Below are 23,455 nucleotides of genomic sequence, written 5' to 3'. Positions count from 1 at the left end.
TAATTTTATATTTGTCTTCTAATTAATACTTTTTGTCCCTTTCTTGATAGTTGCCTAATTATATTAAACCCTACAATAGCAGCACTTATTGTACGGTTATTAGAGATGTAACATGGGAAGAATAAAAAGGAAAACTATCCTCTTTGTTATTATTATTTTCATCCTTTCTTTTGGAATAGTAAAAGCGACTGATTTTGCATTGCACAAATCATCTGAAACTGAATTTTGTATTTCATGTCACTCAATGACAATTCCATATGATGATTATATAAAAAGCCCACACTATGCCAACCAACATGGCGTTTCTGCGCAATGTAAAGATTGCCATATTAATGAGAAAAGTAATATCGAATACTTAACTGTCAAATTAGGTGGAATAAAAGATATTTGGTTTGAGACAACGGGTAAAATAGATTCTAAAGAAAAATATGAAGAGCATAGAATGGAAATGGCTCAAACTGTTTGGAAACAAATGGAAGCCAATAATTCCGCTACGTGTCGTAATTGTCACTCTTACGATAAAATGAATTTCGACGAGATGTCTGCAAAAGCTAAACAGCAAATGCAGATTGCCGCTAGTAAAAATCAAAGTTGTATAGACTGTCACAAAGGTATTGCGCATAGCTTACCTAAAGTCAAGTCAGATACATTTGATATCAATGAGTTAAAAAGTGGTTCAACGGCTTATACAACAACAATTTCACCACTTTATAACGACCAAGACTTTGCTTCAATTAAAGCAAAAATTCTACCTTATACCCAGTTTACTGTTTTAGATAAAGCAAATGGTGCCATCAAAATCAAACTCAATGGTTGGCAAGAAGCACATAAGAACTTGCTCTACGCGATGGAAGGTAAACGAATTACTGACGCTGTAATAAGAGGTTTAGATGATATTCAAGAAACCGGTAAAACTTATTACAACCATACCACTAAAAAGTCTTGGAAAGAGCTAAGTATAATTGCTTGGATAAAGAGTACGCCTGTTACTACCAATATTAATCAGCAATGGGAAAAGAATAAATTCGAGTACGAATACAAGTGTGCGCAATGTCACCAGAAGGTACAAGAGCATCATTTTAGTAGCAATGATTGGCCAGCTCAATTTAAAGGTATGGCACGTCAAGCCAAATTAACAAAAAATGAAACTCAAGGGATTTTAAAATACCTTCAATATTATTCATCAGATATAACAAATAACGTGGAAAACTAAAATGGTATTATCAAGGCGTGATTTTCTTAAAAAGACTTGCTCGGTAAGTACGAAAGCAGCACTTGCTATGCAATTAAGTCCACTCGCATTTGCATCACAGGCAGATCCTAATTTACGACGAGTTTTAACTGGCTCTAAGTTTGGCACATTTGAAGCTGAATTGAATGGTAATTCCATCAAAAAGATTTCCGTGGATAATATCCACTCTAAAATGGTATACCACGCTTATAAAACAATTAATAACCCATCGCGAATTAAAACACCTATGGTTCGTAAAGGTTATTTATCTGGTGACAATAGCGATCGCGGTAGTAATGAGTTTGTCCCTATTAGTTGGGAAAAAGCCATTGATATTCTGTACAAAGAAATAGATAACGCACAATCACAGCATGGGCCTTCTTCAATTTTCCCTCTTTCGCATTGGGGGATGTTTGGACAGTTTGGTAATTGCGGTACAGCAATGCAGCGTGCTCTAAATCTTCATGGTAAAACGATGAGTTCAACAGGGTTTTACTCTTTCGCTGCTGCTGAATCTATTTTGCCTGAGATTGTTGGTGATATTGAAGTAACCTCTGAACAGACAACTTTAAACTATGTGGCAGAACATACAGAGCTGCTCATTTTATGGGGTTGTGATCCTATCAAAAACTTAAAGATAGGGTTTAGTGTTCCAGATTTCTCACCTTATAAATACTGGCAACAAATAAAACAAAAGATCGATCAGGGGAAAATCGAGGTGATCTCTATTGATCCCGTTACGACAGATACCCAAAATTACCTAAATGCTAAAAATATCGCCATCAAGCCGCATACAGATACCGCTTTAATGTTGGGACTTTGTTACGAGCTATTAGAGCAAGAAACATATAATAAGCGCTTCATCGAAGATTACACAGATGGACACGAAGAATTTTTTGCCTACCTTTTAGGTGAAAAAGATGGCGTGAAGAAAACAGCTGAATGGGCTTCGGAAATTTGTGGACTGCCAGTTACTACCATTAAGTCACTTGCTAAAAAGTTCACCACTAAACGTACTCTACTTTCTAGTGGCTGGTCTGCACAGCGTGCAGAGCATGGCGAGCATTACTGTTGGTCTTTAGTAGCATTAGCGTCAATGATTGGTGAGATTGGTCTACCCGGTGGCGGCTTCTCGTTTGGATATAATGCAAATGATGCAGGTGCAGCAACCTCAAACGGTTCAAGACTTGGCGTAATGAGTGCAACGGTGAAGGGTTCAACGCCAAAGTATGATAAACCTTATACAAGTACGTCATACTTCCCGACATCACGTATGGTGGATGTCATCAACAACCCTGGAAAAGTGGTACCGTTTAAAGGTAAAGATATTACTTACCCTGACTTAAAGGTCTTTGTTGTTGCTGGTGCTAACCCATTATCGACTCATCAAGACGTAAACCAACTCAAACAAGCATTAAATAAACTCGATTTTATCGCAACAATTGACTGTCAATGGACCGCAACCTGCCGTTTCTCAGATTTAGTGTTACCAACAACAACAGTTTGGGAGCGCGATGAATTAATACCATACGGTAATGCAACTAACCGTGGTGTTATCGGTATGAAGAAGCTAGTAGAGCCGATGTATGAGTCAAAAGACGACTATGAAATATGGCGTTTATTTGCAGCTAAGTTCGACCGTGAAAAACAGTTTACTGAAGGGAAAAGCCAAATTCAGTGGCTAAAAGAGTTTTACGATAAGGCATACACTGATAATCAAAACCGAGGCATCAACATGCCTGTATTTGAGAAGTTCTGGACGCAAGATAGCGCTATTTTTGAATATCCCGGTCAAAATGATTTTGTACGTTATGCCGACTTTAAAGAAGATCCAGACCTTGATGGATTGGCGACTGATTCTGGTTTAATACAGCTATTTTCACAAAAAATAGCCAATGCAAACCTTAAAGATTGCCCGCCCTATCCAAGTTGGATGGAGACGTCAGATTGGAAAGAGCGTTCATCAGGTGAGTTTTTCCACCTAATATCGCTTCATCCAACAAATAGGCTTCACTCACAACTCTGTGGCGTGAAAGAGTTACGAGATCTTATTAACGCCAATCAGCATGAACCATTATGGATTAACCCTGCTGATGCAAAAGAATTTAACCTTGTCACGGGTGATATTGTCGAAACATATAACGCTAAAGGTAGGATTTTATTAGGCGCTATTGTTTCAGATAAAGTGAGCCAAGGTGTATTGGCAACACAAGAAGGTGGTTGGTATAGCCCTGACGGTGATACCTGTTTGTATGGCAATGTAAACATATTAACAACGGATCGTGGTGCATCATCTTGGTCTCAAGGACCATCAGCACAGACCTGCTTAGTCAAAATCAAAAAATATCAAGGTTCAACACCCAATATTGATTGTTTTGATGGCCCCAAAATTGTGAAAGCATAATCTTCTTAATAAGGCTGAGTCATGTCATATGGCTCAGCCTTTTATTTTAACTTCTTATGCTAAGTTTAACGTTCACCTTGCACTTCAAAGCAATCTGATACTAATTTTGCACTACCGTCACTTTGCATAGCCCAATGCTCTTTGTGAACCACACCAAACGCTTTATTCATTGTCCATTTCGCTGTCAAAATATAGCCATCATCACCTTCAGGCTCCCATGACACATCAGTGTAATTCACATCATTAAAACCTTGATCAATAATGCCTTGCCAGAAGTTTTCAATCGCATCTCTACCTTCAAACACACCAAACGGACGTGCATCCATCACACACCCTTTAGCGTATTGCGCTGCACAGCCTTTTGCATCTTGACCATTAAATGCCTTCTGCCATGCCGCTAGTGCTGCTTTACATGCTTCAAGTACCTTGTGATCTACCATGATTGACTCCGTTTATTCTGTGATTTGATTGCTAGATTACCCGTATCACTTATTGCGAAAAACAGAGATAATAGAAAAGACTGTTTAATAAAAGAGAACAATCATGAACAAACTAAGACAAATGTCGATTTTTGCTCACATCGTAGAAGAAGGCTCAGTTTCCGCAGCGGCAAACAAACTTGATTTATCTAAATCCGTCGTAAGCCAGCACTTAAAAACATTAGAGCAAGAACTGGGGATCACCCTGCTTAAGCGAACAACTCGTCGCCATACACTAACCCAAGCTGGCGAAGCGTTTTATCAAAGCTGCCGTGAAATTAATACCATTGCTGATATTGCGTGGGATCAAGCCCAAGAAATGCAAACAGAGCCACAAGGCAGACTTTGTATTACAGCGCCTAATGCTTTAATGGACACCTTAGTGTCGCCTGTTATTGCCGACCTAATGAAGCAATACCCAAAGTTGAAACCAGAACTTATCAGCGATGATCAGCACGTTAACCTAATGAAATATGATATTGATTTAGCGATCCGCGTAGGACAATCACAAGACAGTAACCTTAAGCAAAAACGACTCGGTGAATTTAAAGACGTGCTATGTGGCTCAACGCAATTAAACACAACCGATATTCACCAACTGCCCTATATTGCTAATCAATGGCAAGGCAAACAGATTGAACATACATTCACTGCAACGAACAGCGAATCTCTGGTTTATAAAGCAGAAGCCCACTGCACAACCAATTCCTTTCACAGTTGTGTGGCATTAATCAAAGCAGGTGCAGGGATCGGAATTATTCCTGACTTTTATCTATCTCAACTACTTTCATACAACGACAATACAGTTACATCACTATTGCCAAATATGAGTCTAGCCACTAACCCAATTTATGCGTTAAGCCCTTTTGATAAAGCTCCGCCATTGGCAGTCACACTGTGTATCGCAGCGCTAGAAAAGCAGTTAGCATAATATGTAAGTCTTATTAAATATCACTATAGGAGATTCTCAGAGGGAATAACTTCTGATCCAGAACATAGGCAATGCATAACCTTTTAAATACCATAGAAGCATAATTTGATTACTGTTGAGCTTTTATGGAACACGCGAAACAATCATCGTCTATAGCCAGTCCTACAGAGCCGCTATTAGCGATTAAACTTATCCCTTCTGTTGTTATCATTCTCTTAAGTATTATCGCTTGGCAATTCACACCTCCTTTAGGTTTATCATTACCGGCCTACCACACCGCAATTATCTTTATTGCAACGATTGCTGCGATTGTCGCTAATGTTTTACCAACAGGTGCTGTCGCTATTATTTCAGTATCCGTTTATGCCGTATTGCACGCAGGAGGTGAAACCAGCGCCAAAGCTGCAATTATGGCAGCCACCAGCAATTTTAATAACGTATTGATCTGGCTAATTGTGATCGCCTTTATGATTGCAAGAGCCTTCGCAAAAACAGGGTTAGGTCGCCGAATTGCTTTGGTGTTATTGCGTTATTTTGGTCAATCTTCACTGCGTATTGCTTATTGTTTAGGTGTGGCTGATTTCCTTATTGCGCCTGCAACGCCTAGTAATACCGCACGTTCCGCCATTGTTTCTCCTATTGCCGATTCTCTTGCGAAAACCATTAATAAAGATGACAGCAAGCTTGGCAAGTATTTGATCTCATCGGTCAGTGCAATGAACGATGCATCTGCTGTGGGTTTTCAAACAGGGTTTGCAGGTAACTTAGCATTAGTCGGTATTGCAGCGTCTGTCGCAAATATCAATATGACTTTTACTCATTGGGCAATGTACTTATTAATTCCTGCATTAGCCTTATTAATCACCATCCCTTTTATTCTTTATAAGTTTATTAATCCAGAAACCAAACAAACCCCAGAAGCGCCTGAGTTTGCCCGTGCTGAATTAAAGTAAATGGGGAAAGTGACACAAGCAGAGTGGAAACTGATCGCCGTCTTTATCGCCTTAATCATAATGTGGGTTGGCGGTAAAGCATTAAGCCTTCACTCAACTACTGCAGCATTTATTGGTTTATCTTCACTATTAGTGCTTGGCGTTTTAAATTGAAATGACTTTAAAGCAGAAAAAGGCGCATGGGATACCTTGATCTGGTTCGCGGTATTAATGGGCATGGCAAGCCAATTAAAAACCTTAGGCTTTACTGGTTGGGTGGGACATGGCGTCTCAGACATGATCAGTAGCAGGATGGGCAATGCAGGTCCTACCCTTATTTTGCTTGTTATGATGGGCTTTTACCTATTAACGGCTTACTTTTTTGCATCAGGTACAGCTAAAGTCGTGGCACTCGGGCCTGTAATTATCGGCTCATTAATGGTCTTAGGTGTTAATCCATTAATCGCATTTTAGCAGTTGCCGGTATTACTAACATTAGCTGTAATTTAACGACTTATAGTCACGCTCGTAATCCACTTTTGATGGGCTACCAATACCACAACGATAAAGAATGGATGAAGATCGGACTGGTCATTTCCATTGGTGGTGCCATTATCTTTATAGCCACTGGCTTAATTTGGTGGTCGGTACTAGGTTTGATGTAATTGAACTATTACCGATAACCGACTACTAATAAGTAACAACATAAAAATGGCTGCCATGTGGGTAGCCATTTTTTCTTATAATTTGATCTATGGTCACTAATGAATACGCCATATATCTTAATAACGCCACGGCTTTCAAACTAGCGAAAAGGAATACACTGTGAGATCGATATTATTAGCAACATTACTTTTGTTTTCTCTCCCATCTTGGAGTGCTAGTTACTGTTTAAAAACAACCTTAGGTGACTATGTATGCCCGCCGCCTTTTGGTCATATTTACGCAGATAAACTCGGGAATCCATTGTGTGGTAAAGGACAATGCATCAAAGACCGACTAGGTGACTATCAATGCTCAAAGCAAGATGGTGGCTTTGCGATAAAAAACGACCTTGGTGATATTTTATGTACCGGAGGCTGCGAACCCGCATCAGAAAAGATTTGCCAAATACCTAAGCCTTAACGGTCTTCTCTCCAAAGAGAATTGAAAACAGAACAGATACAAAAATGGCTACCGCTCTTTCAAATCGGTAGCCATTTATTAGCGAGCTTTGTTACTAGAACAATTTACACAGATGCAAGTTTATTCGCGCGTGCTTTACGCTTTAACAAACGGAATTCATGCTTTGCTAAATGACTGTCCATTGATGAACGCAATAGCTTGTAAAGTAAGATAGAGCCATCAATTTCTTCTTTACGGTTAGTTAAGCTTTCAATGTTTAAGCCCAGTGGTAAGTCATACTCCACAACTGCGTCTAAGATCTGATTTAAGCTGTTGCAACACATTTTAATCGACTCATGCAGTGGATTTTCTGCATTTAGAATACGAAGGCTTGTTGCTTCTGGAACGCTCACCCCTAACCACTCAATAAACTCTAACGTTTTTGCACTACCACAAGGTGAGAAGGTTAAGATAATACGCTGTGGTTTTAAGCCTTGCTCTTTACACTCAATCGCGTAACGAGTCAGAATATCAATCGTTGCTTGAGTATCGTAAATCGCTTGAGAAATAAAGAAGTTACAACCTTGCTTATACTTTTCAATCAAACGTTCATGCTCATTACCTTTCTTAGCATGACGCTCAGCAATCATAATGCCGCCAGTAAAGAAGTCATTACGGTTTTCAGCCAGCGTTTGATATGCCTTAGATAATGGCAGTGAAACATCATTTTTCGCCGATGGACTACCCACTAATACCATGTCACGGACACGGTATTCATCCCACGCTTCATTTAGCCACTCATCAAACGCTTCAGTTTCCGACTGCACCACACTCTTATAAGTGATCACAGGACGATCGGTTTTCTTATTCAATAATGATGAGTAATGACGAGGATCATGGGTCGATTTAAAAGGGAACGGACGCGGCTTATTGGTACGTGATGCTTCATCTTGAATATCGTAAACAATCAAACCATCAATCGCGAGATCACGAATACGATCAACTAAACGATCAGCAATACCTTCAACATCTTCAATCGGCGTACTAGTTTTCGGTGGTGTTGTACCAATAAAATAAACACCGCGTGTAATGTCGTTATAACGGACACGCAGTTCAGATTCAGGGGTGGGTTGATATTGATCCGACATAAATGCTCACTTCCATGTTGTCACAGTGCGTTAACCCAATAGATAACACCTGCTTAATTTTTATAAAACGCAGCAATGTCTTTTGCCACGATTTATCTCTTCCTTGTGTGTTGCCTTACCTTTTAGTTCTCTTTTAAGGTGAAAATTTATGTTATTTATCAAATTAGCAACACAATATACGCTTTAGTTTTACCTAAACATAATAGATAAATCAAAGAAAAGTCACTGTTTTTAACTTACTGGGTTAAATTAGCGACATTCTTTGTCTATCCATGAAAGATAATTACCAAAACCATTTGTGATCGGTAATTGAATGATCTCAGGAGTTTCATAATCATGAAGCGCAACAATCGTGGCTTTAACCTCTTCAAACAGTGTTGTTTTGGTTTTAATAAGCACCTGCTGCTCTTGATCGCAATTCACTTCACCTTGCCAATGATAATAAGACTGAATAGGCATCACCTGTACGCACGCCGCTAAACGCTGGCTAATCAGCTCATTGATAATAGTTTTCCCTATCTTAGAATCTGAAAATGTTGTTAAAACAACACAATATTGACCAGTCATGCTTATTTCACCCTTATTAATACTTTCATCTTAATATTTCAAATTATTCAGAATAAGAATTTACAAGCAACATCTCATTCTTTACATCAATGACAGAAGCATTATATAACGCTGACACAACGCTTACATTCGCTCCTTATTATCGCGCCGTTTCTCCCCTACAGAGAAACTATCTTTTATTCGTTAAGGAACTCGAATAGTGAGCAAATTTAAAATTCTATCATTAAGCCTAGCTGTCTCTATTGCCCTTGTTGGCTGTAATGATGATCACCACCACCATGATGACAACAATAAAGTTATTGATGGACAAACACTGACCCACACCCCAGAAGTCGTGAGTAAAGGTGATCAGCAAGTAAACAAACAAACCATCACATTAGCCGCAACCTCTGACTTACACGGTCGCCTTCGCGGTTATGACTACGCCATTGATGCTGAAGACAAACACGCAGGTTTAACCCGTATTGCTACTATCTTAGAGCAACAACGCCTTTTAGATCCTAACCTTATTCTGTTAGATATCGGTGATACGGTACAAGGCAACTCAGCACAGCTATTTAATGATATGGAAACGCATCCAATGATTGACGCGTTACAATATCTTAATTACGACTTATGGGTGCCAGGTAACCACGAATTTAACTTTGATCGTTCATTCCTTGACCGTAACTTAGAAAACTTTGATGGCGCAGTAATTTCTAGCAACATCAAATGGGAATCAAATAACGCAAACTATCTGCGTGGCTTCCAAATTTTTAACGTTAACGGCTGTAAAGTAGCGGTTATTGGCTTAACCCCTTCTTATGTACCTAACTGGGAAGCGTCAGCACCAGAGCATTTCAAGGGCTTGAAGTTTGAAGACGAGCTAAATGCAACACGTGCAGTGGTTGACGATGTTATTGCTCGCCACCAGCCGGATATTATTGTCGGTGCGCTGCACTTAGGTCGAACCGATCAAGGTGTTGGTGTATACAACATTGCCGCAGAGCTAGCTGATAAGTTTGATGTGATCATGGCAGGACACGAACACGCAACTTACATTGAAACCGTGAAAAAAGGCGATCCTAACGGTAACGACATCAGTGTGAAAAGTGGCCTAGTTGAAGACAAAGCAAAATCAGGAAAATACGACGACAGTAATCGCCAAGGTTCAGTAAAAATCATTGAACCGGGTAAATGGGGTTCAGATTTAGCAATGGCGAAAATTGACGTTGAAAAAGATGCGTCAGGTAAATGGAAAATTGTTGATACCACCCTTTCTAATCTAGATACCAAAGAAATCGCAGAAGATCAGAACATGGTTGATGAATACCAAGATATTCATACTCGCTCTGTAGAAGATGCGCGCGAAACTTTGGGTAAAGTTGACGGTGACTTTGTTAACGGTGGCGGTGCTGATGAAGCAACAAACGATGACTACTTTGTTGATGACTTAGGTACGCGACTATACAGCACCATTCACAAAGCAAAAGTACAAGACAGCGCACTGATTGACTTAATTCAGTTCATTGAGCGTGAAAAGTCAGGGGCGACAATTTCTGCTGCAGCGTTATTTAGCGATACGTCTAACCTACGTGATGGCCAAGACTACCAGCGTAAAGACTCTGCAAACCTGTACAAATACGATAACGCACTCATTGGCGTAAACATCACAGGTGCCCACCTGAAAGAGTACATGGAGTGGTCATACAACTACTTCAATACTTACAAAGAAGGTGATTTAACCGTTTCATTTAACCCAGAGGTTCAAGCGTATAACTACGACTTATTCGATGGTGCCATTGAATATACCGTGGATCTTACAAAACCTGCTGGTGAACGTGTTGACATCACCCTTGTTGACGGTAAAGCGTTTGATCCAAATGCGACATACAAACTGGCACTGAACTCATACCGCTTTGGTACCCAAGGGGTAACTAACGGTTGGTTCACAAAAGATGATGTGTTCTACGATTCAAGTGATGCAACGGTTCCAGCAATCCGCGATATGATCACCGCTTACGTAACAGAGCATAACGGTATTAGCATCAACGATGAGCACCTAAACACTACGAATAACTGGCATATTTTGCAGTTATCGCCAGATGGCGAAATCACAAATAACCGTGCTAATAGCGATATCTGGAAGCAGTTTACTAATCAACAACTGTGCATTCACATCAACCCAGATAACGTGAAATACCCAAGCATTAGTCATGCGTTAAACATGAACGATCCAACTAGTTATTTCGAAAACAAAGCCTATAAAGCAGACGGCAGTGCAACGAAAGAAGCACTTAATCTTGGCTGTAGCTGGACTGTTGATCCAAATAACAATGGCTAGTCGTTATAGCTTTTAACACCCAAGCGGTAGACATTCTCTACCGCTTTTTTCTCTGACTATCTCTGTAGGCCACATGTTTCAAAAATACGTTTTCCCGATCATTATATTTGCGCTCTCAACTGCCATTTTTCTTTACTCCCCTTTGTTGAGCCAATCTTTCCATCCAAATAAAACACAATCTCAGCATTTCGTTTCTGCAAAAGTAGAAAACATCATAGATGAAAATGTATTTGAAGATGATTTAGCGCCTGGGATTTATCGCGGTACACAACACCTAAAAATAAAAGTACTTGAAGGTGAACATACCAATGAAACCGTTGAACTTAATAACCCATTAAGCCGTCAACATAACGTGTTATTAGATAAAGGATCAGAATTCATATTGATGATCCGCGAAACCATTCACGGTAGCCATTTTTGGGCGTTTAACCACCAGCGTACCACTCCCATCTATACAATGGCAGTTGTCTTTATTGGGCTGATTTTATTCTTTGGTGGACGCGCAGGCTTAAACGCTGTTATTTCACTGTATTTCACCGCAGCACTGATCATCGGCGTATTAATTCCAGCAATATTTGACGGAATAAACCCAGCCTTAGTCACTATCGAATTAATGGCAATAAAAATTGTCGTTAATTTCATCCTAGTTTCTGGTTATAACAAGAAAAGCCTGTGTGCGATATTAGGCACCTTAGTTGGGGTTATCATGGCGGGTATTTTTGCTCAAACCTTTGGCGAATGGGCACACCTTTCAGGTATTTACTTAGATAAAGGTGAAGATGTCATTTACCTTGCCACAGAAAATCCTATTCAAGTGCGTTGGCTTATGTTTGTCACCATTATGATTGCCGCGCTGGGCGCCGTAATGGACGTTGCCATTTCTATTGCTTCATCGTATCAAGAACTACAACAAGCCAACCCCAAACTCACTCCCAAGCAATTGATGCTTGCCAGCATGAACATAGGCAAAGACATCATGGGTACCATGACAAACACATTAATATTAGCGTTTGCTGGTAGCTCACTCACCACCATTATGATGGTCTGGGGGCTTTCAATGCCTGTTGAACAGTTTATGAATACCCCAGTGATCGCGTTAAGCATAATTCACGGTTTAGCAGGCAGTATCGGTATTGTACTTACCATTCCATTTACTGCCTTTATTGCTAGTAAAATCTTTGATCATCAAAGTAATGAAGAGCCAGCAATCAATGCTAACCGTTAGCAATGCTTTAGATAAGTAAAAAACTCAGTGTCTTTTTCGTAGTGATTTTTTTCATATAAGTTCTGCGCTTTTAAGTTATCGACAGCAGTACTTAGCATAATGAAAGAGGCCTGAGTTTCTTTCGCTAACTGATCAGCGCGATCAAGCAGCAACTGCGCAACCCCATGTTGGCGAGCAGATTCAGTTACAAACAGATCATAAAGCAACCAAGTACGATTCATTTCAAGCGAGCAAAACAGCGGATATAACTGAGTAAAGCCAACATATTGCCCTTGTTCATCAACCACAAAGTAGATAACCGACTCTTTATTTCCTAAGCGTTGTTGTAGGTATTGAAGTGGGTTTTTCTCGCTATAATCTACTTCATAAAACGTCAGATATGCCTCATACAAAGGCGTAACGCGCGCAAGATCATCAAGGGTGGCTTCTTTAACAGTAAACATGACATACACCTTTTTTGCTTAGATTCTTCTCCCCATTAATACCAATCATAGCCGCCAACTGACAAACAAACTGAGATTGAATTTTTAATACCTTTCGCTCATCTCTTGCTGGAAATCAACTCATCAAACAGCAACAAGTCATCTTGCGTAAAACGGGAGTTAAATATTAGTAAAACGCAATCGTAAATTTTAAAGTGGGAGATAGAACGTTTGAGATTGGGGTGAAAACCCGCAGTATAGAGAACGGCTTGAAAGGTGAGGATTCTCTTTCCTAAAATTATCTTTGGGACGAAAAGTTAATGGTTGAGAGCCTTGCCAGCGCAAGGGGCGGAATTTCACATGGTGAACCCGAATCCCTTATATCTCAACAAAGCCATCAACCATCTTTTGGTACTTTACAACTAGATCATGAATTGATCAAATATCTAAATATAACGATTACAGAAAAAATACTTCGCTCATCTCTTGCTGGAAATCAACTCATCAAGCAGCAACAAATCATCTGGCGTAAAACGGGATTTAAATGAAAAGGCATAAGGGGTTTCACCGTGTTTACGTAAATGCTCAAGTCGCGATACAGCGTGTTGTGGCGTGGGGATCTCACCATCTTCAATCCACCATAAAACATAATTAGCTTCAGTTAAGCGATAGAACCATTCACTTTTACGGCGCATAAAGTCTTTATGATGCGTGCTGAACATAAAGTTTTTAAGATCATCCACCGAGTCCCAAATCGACATGTTGACGATGATAGAAGGATCATCAAAAAGCTGAATATTCGTCGCATCACCAGATTCATCTTTCAAGCGCCACACAAAGCCTCCACTGTTTTCAGCGATCGCATTCACCTTATCTAAGTTATCAACAAACTACTTAATTTCAGGCGCATCTAATGGGTATTTTGCCTTTGCGATATTAGTTGTGCCAGCTTCATGTTTTATTCCCCACATTGTTACCATCAGCGTAATCAGCGTAAGATGTCGTCACTAAACCGCTTCTTCCATATCAACACTGGCGTGTAACTGCCCCACCGCTTTCAACCAACGCTTAATGTGTGGGTAACCACGTAAATCATAACCGCCGTCATCAGCAACATGGGTGTAAGCATATAACGCAAAATCCGCTATCGTGACATTGTCACCTACCAAGAAGTTTGATTTCGAAAATTGCTGCTCCATCACATCTAGGGCTTTATACCCTTTTGCATGTAACGCTTCATACTGTTCAACTCTGTCTGCTGGCATACCCAAATAGACTTGAATGTAACGTGCTACCGCAATATAAGGTTCATGCGAATACTGCTCGAAGAACAACCATTGATAGACTTTAGCTTTTAGAAAATTGTCTTGGGGTAAATACTCAGAGCCTTCTGCGAAATAGCTCAAAATTGCATTCGACTCATACAACACCCGACCATCATCAAACACCACAACAGGGATTTTTCCATTAGGGTTCAGAGCTAAAAATTCAGGGGTATGGGTTTCGTTCTCCAAAATATTAATGTGCTGCCACTGATGTTCAATCCCTAGCAGTGACAAAATCAATTTCACTTTCAAACAGTTTCCCGACTGTAAATCGCCATACACAACCATAACCACTCCTTGTGTTATCTAGGCTTGCACCAAAAGCACTTTATCGCTCACACTGATAAAGTTAACTGTAATCAGCAAAGCACCATTCGACTATCGTAAAATACGAATACCAACTATCAATAATATTGAAGTATTTATCGCTTGTTATAAAAGTAATTTAACGCTATGTTTTTATTGCTAAATAAAGGGAGCTCATATGGATATTGATGCATTAAGAAGCTTTTTAGCTTTCGTAGAAACAGGCAGTTTCACCCGCGTAGCAAAGCAAAGTTTTCGAACTCAATCTGCGATTAGCATGCAGATGAAAAAGCTCGAAGATGAGCTCAATACTCAGCTATTTACTAAAGATGGTCGAATGCTGGTATTAACAGAAGATGGGCAACGCTTAGCCACTCATGCCACCCAAATCATCGCAACCCACGATGAAGCCTTGTTAGAGCTTAAAAACAAGTTACCGCAACAAACCATCCATCTTGGTTGTCCTGATGATTATGCTGAATCTATCTTGCCCTATATTGTGGCTTTACTCCGTGAAGAACACCCACACATTAGCTTGCAAATCACCTGTGCACCAAGCGTACATTTAAAAGGTTTACTCGACAGTAATCGGCTTGATCTCGCTATTGTTACGCGTTCGCCAACCTCGCAAGAAGGCTATTTTCTCCAAACCGACAAAGGCATATGGGTTGGCTCGCCACATCACGACATTGTTAACCAACAACCCTTACCGATTGTATTATTCCAACGCGACTGTAAATTCCACGGTGCTGCCATTGAAGGCTTAATAAAACGTAACCGACATTATCAACTTGTTAGTTGTTGTAGCAGCGCAACGGCCAACAAAGGCTTAGTGAGGCAAGGCTTGGCAATTTCTGCGATGGCGAAATGCAGCATGCCGAATGATTTAATTGAGCTTACCGCCCCTCACCTGCCTAGCTTACCCGTGGTTGAAATAGTGTTATCACTACCGAGTAGGCCACACCTTTTACTTTCACCTGAAAGTATCAACCGCATGATTGATCGTTACCAGTGTGAACAATTTGCGACAGAAAAGTGCTAAATATCGCGCATCTATTAAATAAGAAACGATTATCTTTAATTGAATAATAGTATTACTTTCAAGACACTTAAATCAAAAAGCTTTAGCTAATCTCAAAAGTACGATTACTTAGGTACTGACTTTTTTGTTGGGATCTTTCATACATAACAATAGGAATATGCTATGAAAAAATGGAGTCTTTTAGCTTTGGCATCGTTTTTTTTGCTAGGGTGTGGTTCAAATGATGCTGAAGATGCGATTGTAGAAACCGTCGGACTAAATATCGATAGCTTATCGAGCCAACAAAAACAAGATTATGCCCAGATCTCAACCGACATTAATACATTAATTGTTCATATTGGTGGTCAATGTTTGGATGCTGAATCAAACAAAAACCCTAGCCTTACGCTCACTGGCTTTACCTGTAACATCGCCGATTATAAAACGTCAGAAAGCCAAACTCAGTTTTCTAGCATTTCGCTGATCAGCGGCACGCTTGATATTACCCGTTCTAGCGAAACCAACTTCAAAATTCAAACCAAAGATAACGTTAAGTTTCATGCTGCTAGCATTAGCGATGGCACATTAAATTATCGCCTTGTTGAAGATAACGCTATTCACTTTATTATAAATGAAACAGGATCAGATAGCGCATCGTTCAGAGGCTTCTTCCGTGACGATAAAACTGTAGATGTCACCTATTGGACGGCGGAATCACAAGGTAACACCCCATTTGATTATGATGAAGATACCAATAGCCAACATAGCTGGCTGGCAAACGGCACAGCAAAAATTACAGGGAAAGACGATAAAACCTTTAACTGGAGAACCAGTGCCACTGGTGAAGTAGAGTTACCGCTAACAGAATAATGTTAAGCGGCTAAGCCGAGAACTCAAGCGCCAGTTTAAAAACGAAAATAGTTAAACAGGCGCACTAAGCGCACTCCTTAAAACAAAAGCCAGTATATAAATTAAAGCGTTGCCAACGGATGCTCTTTTTAGTTAAAAGTATATGGCAGCGCTTTTTCTTTGGCGCAATCTTCTAAGACGACTAATAACAAACAGATAATCAATCAAACTAATGACTCCGCCATGATAATAATGCAAACTATTATCATTACTGTTATTTGAGATGGATTTTTACGTAATGAATATTGCAATTTGGGGCGCTTCAAGTGGTTTAGGCGCTGCAATGGTAGACTACTTTTATGCTCAAGGTATGAACGTTATCGCCATAGCACGTGACCCTAATAAAAATACCAAGCTTGCCGAGCACAACATAACGTCCATTTGTTGTGACGCAACAGATAAACAACAAGTTGAAGCGGCTGTTTCTGCCCTACCCGACAACACATTTAATATCTCGACAATGGGCAGTTTTCGCTCTGATACACCTGTCGATTACATTGGTCACCGCTACTTAACAAATGCATTAGAACAAAGCACTTCACAACACTTATTGTTAATTACTTCACTGGGTTGTGGGGATAGTTGGACATACCTTTCAGACCGTGCCAAAGCGGGTTTTGGCAGCGCAGTACGTGAAAAAACACTCGCTGAAGCTTGGCTACAAAGCAGCAATTTGAATTACACAATTCTAAGACCTGGCGGACTGAAAGATGGTGAGCCAACCCAGCTAGGCGAGTTATCACAACATAAAGAAGTGCATGGCGCTATTACTCGGGGAGAAGTCGCACGATTAAGCCATGAATTGCTGTTAAGAAATGATGCTAATGGTCAGATTTTCCAGTGTATTGATCCGAGTATCGCCCCTTATTAACCACCACGTTATTAGCAAATAAGAACCAGAGAGAATAGATGAAAAAAGCCCGATTTAAATTTATTAATCGGGCTTTTTAAAACTTGATAGAAAGAGATTAAAGCTATTTTCAAGCTTTCACTTAATCAGATTCATTTAGCTCTTTAGTACGCAGAATAGTCTCTTGAATCATACACTCGCTTGAATCCACTAACCCACCAGAATAACTTTCCCTATGATAAAGCATGCGACATTTAGCATCTATGTACTTAATCCATAATCGTTGGGTATTTCTAAGATCTTCTTTACGAAAATCTTGGATTCTCGCCATATATTGCTTATAAGCCTTATTAAGTAATTCATCCCTTGTCTGTAATTCCACGTTCATACATCTAACAACGGCTTCGGTAGAGGATCCCCAAGTATCAATGCACTGATCAAACTCTTTACTGTAATCGGCAAACGCAGTGTTAAAGAAGGTTGGCAGAATAAAAGCCGCAACCATTGGGTAATAAAACCGTTTTTTCATCATACTTCCTTGTTCATCCCCATCACTAACCACAATCTTAACTAACTGAATAATAGATAGTAAATGGATTTATTCCAAAAACAATACAGGCTACATGTCTGATTTGAATACTATTTAGCCAACAAACCAAAAGACTAAAGCCCTGTAATGCAGAATTTCATTATTAACAGTTAAAATAAGCAAGCATAGTAATAATCAATCACTAAAGCTCAATTACAAGAGATTAATCACAATAACAAATATCGTTAAAACAAAAGGTTACAAAACGGGATATTTTTCACAGTTTATATACCCATTAAAAATAGAATAAAAAATCACTTCCATGACAATAAACAGCAATAAACTCTGGATATATTGATGAAAAGTCACCTACTTGCCCTAGCCCTTAGTGGTGCATTAGCACTCACTGCTGCGCCATATTCTTTTGCTGCTAACGACGCAACGGTTCAATCTTCTACCGATTACTCGCAATTCGTTACTAAGCGCCAAGTTGTCGATCAACTATTAAATGATGCAGTAACAGCGTTTAAATCTCCGGCTCGTGTTTCCCATGCTGGCTTTACCGCCAAAATGCCAAGCAATATGGAAATCGTAACTAACCGATTACTTGAAGCCTACCAATTAGAACCATACCGTACCGACTTACTGATTTCTGCTGCTAATGCACAGATCTACAACAAGAATGCAGACCGAGCCATCTCACTTTTCCAACAAGCTCTTTCGGTTGCACCTGATGATGTCGATTTACATGCCTACCTTGCTGTTTGGCAACGTTTCAAAGGCAACCAAGCTGAATCTGACAAACACATGGCAACATTAGCCAAATTAAACCCGGGCAAAGCGGCTGATATTGAGCGTATTTTCACAACTGTTGATCGTATTGTGGCAACACCACTGAAAGAGAAAGCAGCGAAAGGCAAGTTAGACGACAAAGGCGCAATCATCACCTTAGGTTATGCACTAAACCCTGATGGTTCGATGCATCCCATCTTAGTAGAACGTCTTGAGACAACCCTTGCGATGGCAAAAGCCAACCCTGATGCGTTAATCGTATTAACAGGTGGTGTGCCAATGAACCATAAAACCGAAGGTAAGCTAATGGCAGATTGGCTTATTGAAAAAGGCATTAGTAAAGATCGTATTATTGAAGAGAACTACGCCACCAGCACTGTAGATAATGCCCTATTCAGTAGCTATGCGTTAGCACGTCATCATATTAAACATGCCACAATTATTAGCTCGGCAAGCCATGTTCGCCGTGGTCAAACCCTGTTTGAGATCGCAAGTTGGCAGACAGGCCCACAAAACATCACCTTTGATACGGTAAGTTACCCAGATAAACCACTTAAAGAATTAACAACACCGAACGATGATGAATTGTTAGGTATTTACCGTGATGCACTGCGTACTTATGGCATGTGGAGTTACCGTTCATATCCTTTGGAGTCACGATAAAGTTTAAACCCCGCTTTATTTGAATAGAAAAGATAATAGAAAAGCGATACCGTAGAAAAACAGTGTCGCTTTTATTTGAGTATCATATTTACCTCGTTTTCTATGTTTTACGGCGGTATAAATCAAACTCATGAATGCCTATAATTGAAAATTGAAAATTGAAATATCCAATCTAGAACACTCACATATTATATATATCCTCATATTTTATCCCTCCTATGAATAGGTATCAATCGACTTCTATAATCACAACACTCACCTATATAAAATCTATTTATCATTTTGAGCATAATGAATATTAAATGACATAATGTAACAATCATAACCTATTGTAAGCCACTGTTACACATGTTACATTTCAGTATTAATAATAAACAAAAAGCCCTAACATAAATTAACAATTAAACTCTGACATATATCAACCAACCATTTAAAATATCCAAAAATAACAAGTCACAATTGATTAATATCCTTTCATAAATGAAACAAACAATTTAAAAACAAATACTTGCATTTCATTTTCATTCTTAATCGGAATGAAAACCTCAAAATCCATATAAAAAAATAATATTAATGAATCAATCACACAAAATTATAATTAGCTAGGAGAAATTAAATTAAAAAAAAAATTAATATTGTATCGCTAGGTATAAACAGATAAATATTAATAGGTACAATATGAAGCACAAAATTTCTTTATTAAGCGCAGCTATTCTAAGTGTCTTAGTTATGGGTTGTAATCACGATAATTCAGTCACCCCCGATCCAACACCAAAAACTAAACTTCCTTATTATAAAGAATGGCCATCAATAAAAAGCGCAATTCCTAAAAACCAAAATATTGAAGATGAAGTTGCTAATATTGTTTCGCAGATGACCTTAGAAGAAAAAATAGGTCAAATGATTCAGCCGGATCTACGTGAAATAACGCCACAAGAAGCGGCTGAATATAAAATTGGTTCAATCCTAAATGGCGGTGGTGCTTGGCCGAACAACAATAAACATGCTTCAGCGGAAGATTGGGCGAAAGAAGCTGATAAATACTGGCTAGCAGTAAAAGGAGCATACGAAGACCGACCTTTTAACATTCCATTTATGTGGGCAACAGATGCAGTGCATGGAGACAATAACGTCTTTAGAGCAACCGTCTTTCCTCATAATATAGGACTAGGGGCAGCCCACGATCCTGAACTTATTGAACAAATTGGTGCAGCTACTGCTGAAGAAATTACAGCAACAGGCTTAGACTGGACATTCGCCCCTACCGTTACAACGCCACGTGATTATCGTTGGGGCCGTGTATATGAAGGTTATTCAGAAGATCCTGAGATCGTCTGGAAATATGCAGGCAAAATGGTTAAAGGCTTGCAAGGAGATGTTGAAGGCCTGAAATCAGACAAACACGTTCTGTCCAATGTAAAACACTGGGTTGGTGACGGCGGCACTACAGATGGTGTTGATCGTGGTGAAAATCATTACACCGAAGAATACTTACGTAATATTCATGCAACAGGCTATTTCTCAGGTTTAAAAGCAGGTGCACAAGTAGTAATGAGTTCATTTAACTCATGGCACAACGAGGCCAACTACGATATGGATGAAAATGACAACATCACTTACAACAAAAAAATCCACGGTAGTAAATACCTAATCACCGATGTATTGAAAAACCAATTAGGTTTCGATGGTTTAGTGGTTACCGATTGGAATGGTCAAGGGGAAGTCAGCGGTTGTACAGCCAGTGATTGTCCTGCTGCAGTCAATGCTGGTAATGATATATTCATGGTAACGTCAAGAGCTGATTGGCAAAGCTTCTACAACAATACCATCGAAGAAGTTAACAAAGGCATCATCCCAATGGAAAGAATTGATGATGCTGTTACCCGTATTTTGAGAGTGAAAATGAGAGCTGGCCTATGGAATAAGCCAATGCCATCAGAACGAAGCAATGCAGGCAACGAAGGTATTCTTGGCTCAGAGGCACACCGAAGTATTGCCCGTAAAGCGGTTAGTGAATCTTTAACTTTATTAAAGAATGACGAGAATACCCTGCCGCTGGCAAATGATGCCCAATACCTGATCACAGGCTCTGCAATGGATAATATCCAAAAACAAACGGGTGGTTGGAGTATCACATGGCAAGGTGGTGAAAACACTATGGATGACTTCCCTGGTGCACAAACCATGCTAATGGCACTGAAACAACAAGTAGGTGAAGAAAACGTAACGACCGATATCAACATGGCAGATACAGAAAAAACCACAGCTATTGTCGTTATTGGTGAAGACCCTTATGCAGAAATGATGGGAGATATTAAATCTTCACAAACGTTAGATTTTTCAACCATCAAGCCAAGTTACAAAGAAGATTTAGAAACCATTTTAGATCTTAAATCTCGCGGTTTTAAAGTTGTCACTGTATTCTATTCAGGTCGCCCACTATACGTAAACGAGATCATTAATAACTCAGATGCATTTATTGCAGCATGGTTACCGGGTACAGAAGCAGGAGGTATTACGGACGTGTTATTCGCTAAAGGTGGAGCTGATTTCAACGGCAGATTGTCTTACTCATGGCCTAACACTAAGTGTTCAACCACCATTAACCGTCACGCACCAAATATCGTTGACTATGCGACGCCAGAAATGGAACAAGATATTGACGGTGAGCATGCACCGCTATTCCCATACGGCTACGGCTTAAGCTATAACGGTGGTAGCGATATTAAACCACTAACAGACGATCTTGATAACTTAGATCTAGATCCAAGAAATTGGGGTTGTGGTCAAGATAAACCTGATGACGGAAAAGCGACTGATCCTCTCGAGCTATTTGGTAAGAGTTCAACCCAAGAATATATTGCCAAAATTGATGGACAAGCCAATGGTTGGAATGCCATAAATGTATCTATTAATGGAGAAACTTCAATTGGCTCCATTACCACCAAGCCGATCACACGAGAGTTCCAGCAAGACACATTAAATGTCAACTTTTCAGGTGAAACGGATGAATTCATTGATAATAGTGCTGCAGAGCTATTCTTAGAAGCGCCTGACGGTAGCAAAACCGACCGCAATGCTTATTTAAATGCAGAATCTACCTTACAATTTGATGTTGCGATGATAGAAAAAGCACCAGAAGATTTTAAATTGTCGATGCATTGTGAGTGGCCATGTCACGGTGAAGTAAATATCAGTAAAGTGATGCCTCAACCTGTTACAAACCCAGGTAAAAATGACTATACCACCATTAAGATACCATTGAAGTGTTTTGAAGATTCGGGTGAAAATTTTGCTAATTTAAACCGTCCGTTTTTGATTTACTCAACACAAAAAGCAAACTTTAATATTGGTAATATTCGCTATGTACCAAAAGTGGTTGATGCCGCAGAAGATGCTATTCCATGTGATCAGTTAAAAGATGTATTAGCTCAGCAATAATTTATATAAGCCCTGCTCTCGCAGGGCTTTATTTTCTCAAATCAATACTCACAACAGTTAATTAAATTACCAGCAATAGCAATAAAAACACAATCATAAAGAAAATATTAAACACTAAAAGTCTTTATTCCTTTTTACTGACTGCGTCATGGCAAAATTCAGCCTATTTCTAAGTTCTATTTTCTTTTTTTCTTTACGCTTTTTACCTCTAAAACTAAACCATCTTCCAAAACTAGCCATATAGGAAGCCCACCGACAAATTATGGATAAGGTAAATAAGAGCCAAACGAATTTTTACCTATCATGTCACCAAAGGAAGTAAAAACACTTAATGAGAATAAGGCGACAAGATAAAAAACAAGCATTACGTTTGTCATATTAAATATCCTTATCGAAATTAATAATTAAAATCGTCTTTTTGTCTCATTAATATACCTATAGCTATCAAGCAGAAAAGGAAGCATTAACTTGTTATAAAAATGTTATCTTTAGCCATAAAAAATAATGCTGTGCAAACTTATGTGTCGAATTCGCAATAAAAAGACAAGCAGTCTTAAAATATTTTCTAAGGACTCTCATCAATTATAATATCGGCTAAGGGGGAATAACCTCTTAAAGACATTTCAATAAGCGCCTCATTTTAAATAAAATTACATATATACAAATCATTTTAAAACTTTGGTTTACTGCAGTATGGAACACCTATCAATAGTTAAAAAATTTGATAATCCGCTTCTTTGCACTAGTCGTATAAAGTTAAAAATAAATTTCAATAACACCCTACTTTGAACTTGTTTGAAATGGAAAGCTCAGATTTAAAAGGCTGCACCTAGCGACAAAGAATGCAGCCTTT

Annotated in this window: 18 protein-coding genes and 2 pseudogenes; 13 read left to right on the top strand and 7 right to left on the bottom strand. The window is 39.3% G+C overall.

Features of this window, described 5'->3' with window-relative positions; genetic code table 11:
• Positions 1-112: 112 nt before the first annotated feature.
• Both CTN01_RS10175 and CTN01_RS10170 read left to right on the top strand, forming a co-directional pair.
• Positions 113-1,213, top strand: a complete 1,101-nt coding sequence (locus tag CTN01_RS10175; RefSeq protein ID WP_045147471.1) for a NapC/NirT family cytochrome c — start codon at positions 113-115, stop codon at positions 1,211-1,213.
• A gap of 1 nt (position 1,214) precedes the next feature.
• Complete coding sequence (locus CTN01_RS10170) at positions 1,215-3,635, top strand: molybdopterin-dependent oxidoreductase (RefSeq protein ID WP_045147472.1); 2,421 nt, start codon at positions 1,215-1,217, stop codon at positions 3,633-3,635.
• A gap of 65 nt (positions 3,636-3,700) precedes the next feature.
• Here the strand turns inward: CTN01_RS10170 and CTN01_RS10165 are convergent, their stop codons facing one another.
• Positions 3,701-4,075, bottom strand: a complete 375-nt coding sequence (locus tag CTN01_RS10165) for a YybH family protein (RefSeq protein ID WP_045130091.1) — start codon at positions 4,073-4,075, stop codon at positions 3,701-3,703.
• 103 nt (positions 4,076-4,178) lie between these two features.
• On the opposite strand from CTN01_RS10165, the gene CTN01_RS10160 reads away from it, so the two are divergent.
• From CTN01_RS10160 to CTN01_RS10150, 4 genes and pseudogenes are all read left to right on the top strand, one after another.
• Entirely contained in the window at positions 4,179-5,045 is an 867-nt protein-coding gene (locus CTN01_RS10160; RefSeq protein WP_045147473.1) for a LysR family transcriptional regulator, read from the top strand.
• Positions 5,046-5,170: 125 nt separating this feature from the next.
• Positions 5,171-6,451 (top strand): annotated as a pseudogene (locus CTN01_RS10155) (DASS family sodium-coupled anion symporter).
• Positions 6,436-6,642, top strand: a complete 207-nt coding sequence (locus CTN01_RS23100; RefSeq protein ID WP_308810979.1) for an anion permease — start codon at positions 6,436-6,438, stop codon at positions 6,640-6,642. The pseudogene CTN01_RS10155 and the gene CTN01_RS23100 overlap by 16 nt, the downstream one beginning before the upstream one ends.
• Before the next feature lie 160 nt (positions 6,643-6,802).
• On the top strand, positions 6,803-7,102 hold the full coding sequence (locus CTN01_RS10150) for a hypothetical protein (protein ID WP_045147475.1): 300 nt from the start codon (positions 6,803-6,805) through the stop codon (positions 7,100-7,102).
• A gap of 104 nt (positions 7,103-7,206) precedes the next feature.
• On the opposite strand, the gene CTN01_RS10145 is transcribed toward CTN01_RS10150, so the two are convergent.
• Together CTN01_RS10145 and cutA are read right to left on the bottom strand one after the other, a co-directional pair.
• Positions 7,207-8,229: a methylenetetrahydrofolate reductase gene (locus CTN01_RS10145; protein ID WP_045147477.1), complete on the bottom strand. Its 1,023-nt coding sequence runs from the start codon at positions 8,227-8,229 to the stop codon at positions 7,207-7,209.
• A 249-nt stretch (positions 8,230-8,478) separates the two neighbouring features.
• A complete protein-coding gene (gene cutA, locus CTN01_RS10140) occupies positions 8,479-8,796 on the bottom strand; it encodes a divalent-cation tolerance protein CutA (protein WP_045147478.1) in 318 nt (105 codons plus the stop codon).
• A gap of 199 nt (positions 8,797-8,995) precedes the next feature.
• Between cutA and CTN01_RS10135 the strand changes: the two genes are divergently transcribed.
• Positions 8,996-11,119: a bifunctional metallophosphatase/5'-nucleotidase gene (locus CTN01_RS10135; RefSeq protein WP_045147480.1), complete on the top strand. Its 2,124-nt coding sequence runs from the start codon at positions 8,996-8,998 to the stop codon at positions 11,117-11,119.
• Positions 11,120-11,192: 73 nt separating this feature from the next.
• Positions 11,193-12,344 (top strand): YibE/F family protein, encoded by a 1,152-nt coding sequence (locus CTN01_RS10130; protein ID WP_045147481.1) that lies wholly within the window; start codon positions 11,193-11,195, stop codon positions 12,342-12,344.
• Here CTN01_RS10130 and CTN01_RS10125 read toward each other — a convergent pair.
• The 3 genes and pseudogenes from CTN01_RS10125 to CTN01_RS10115 all read right to left on the bottom strand — a co-directional run bounded on the left by CTN01_RS10125 (position 12,341) and on the right by CTN01_RS10115 (position 14,379).
• Positions 12,341-12,787 (bottom strand): GNAT family N-acetyltransferase, encoded by a 447-nt coding sequence (locus CTN01_RS10125; protein ID WP_045147482.1) that lies wholly within the window; start codon positions 12,785-12,787, stop codon positions 12,341-12,343. The two genes, CTN01_RS10130 and CTN01_RS10125, sit on opposite strands and share 4 nt — an antisense overlap.
• 458 nt (positions 12,788-13,245) lie before the next feature.
• Positions 13,246-13,721: pseudogene (locus CTN01_RS10120) on the bottom strand (DUF3291 domain-containing protein).
• 52 nt (positions 13,722-13,773) lie between these two features.
• Positions 13,774-14,379, bottom strand: a complete 606-nt coding sequence (locus tag CTN01_RS10115; RefSeq protein WP_045147484.1) for a glutathione S-transferase family protein — start codon at positions 14,377-14,379, stop codon at positions 13,774-13,776.
• Positions 14,380-14,575: 196 nt separating this feature from the next.
• Between CTN01_RS10115 and CTN01_RS10110 the strand changes: the two genes are divergently transcribed.
• The 3 genes from CTN01_RS10110 (at position 14,576) to CTN01_RS10100 (ending at position 17,198) form a co-directional block, all read left to right on the top strand.
• Positions 14,576-15,439 carry a LysR family transcriptional regulator gene (locus CTN01_RS10110; protein WP_107342156.1) on the top strand — a complete coding sequence of 288 codons (864 nt, stop codon included), beginning with the start codon at positions 14,576-14,578 and terminating at the stop codon, positions 15,437-15,439.
• Positions 15,440-15,601: 162 nt separating this feature from the next.
• Entirely contained in the window at positions 15,602-16,288 is a 687-nt protein-coding gene (locus tag CTN01_RS10105) for a hypothetical protein (protein WP_107342155.1), read from the top strand.
• A gap of 277 nt (positions 16,289-16,565) precedes the next feature.
• Positions 16,566-17,198, top strand: coding sequence for an SDR family NAD(P)-dependent oxidoreductase (locus CTN01_RS10100; RefSeq protein WP_045147486.1), 633 nt, complete (start codon positions 16,566-16,568; stop codon positions 17,196-17,198).
• A gap of 121 nt (positions 17,199-17,319) precedes the next feature.
• Here the strand turns inward: CTN01_RS10100 and CTN01_RS10095 are convergent, their stop codons facing one another.
• Positions 17,320-17,739, bottom strand: coding sequence for a lysozyme inhibitor LprI family protein (locus CTN01_RS10095; RefSeq protein ID WP_244155955.1), 420 nt, complete (start codon positions 17,737-17,739; stop codon positions 17,320-17,322).
• A 324-nt stretch (positions 17,740-18,063) separates the two neighbouring features.
• Between CTN01_RS10095 and CTN01_RS10090 the strand changes: the two genes are divergently transcribed.
• Both CTN01_RS10090 and CTN01_RS10085 read left to right on the top strand, forming a co-directional pair.
• Positions 18,064-19,161, top strand: coding sequence for a YdcF family protein (locus CTN01_RS10090; RefSeq protein ID WP_045147491.1), 1,098 nt, complete (start codon positions 18,064-18,066; stop codon positions 19,159-19,161).
• Positions 19,162-19,890: 729 nt separating this feature from the next.
• Positions 19,891-22,602, top strand: coding sequence for a glycoside hydrolase family 3 protein (locus CTN01_RS10085; protein ID WP_045147608.1), 2,712 nt, complete (start codon positions 19,891-19,893; stop codon positions 22,600-22,602).
• Positions 22,603-23,455: the final 853 nt, after the last annotated feature.

This window comes from Photobacterium angustum, from assembly GCF_003026365.1.
Taxonomy (GTDB): domain Bacteria; phylum Pseudomonadota; class Gammaproteobacteria; order Enterobacterales; family Vibrionaceae; genus Photobacterium; species Photobacterium angustum.
This window is presented reverse-complemented; position numbering and strand designations above follow the sequence as displayed.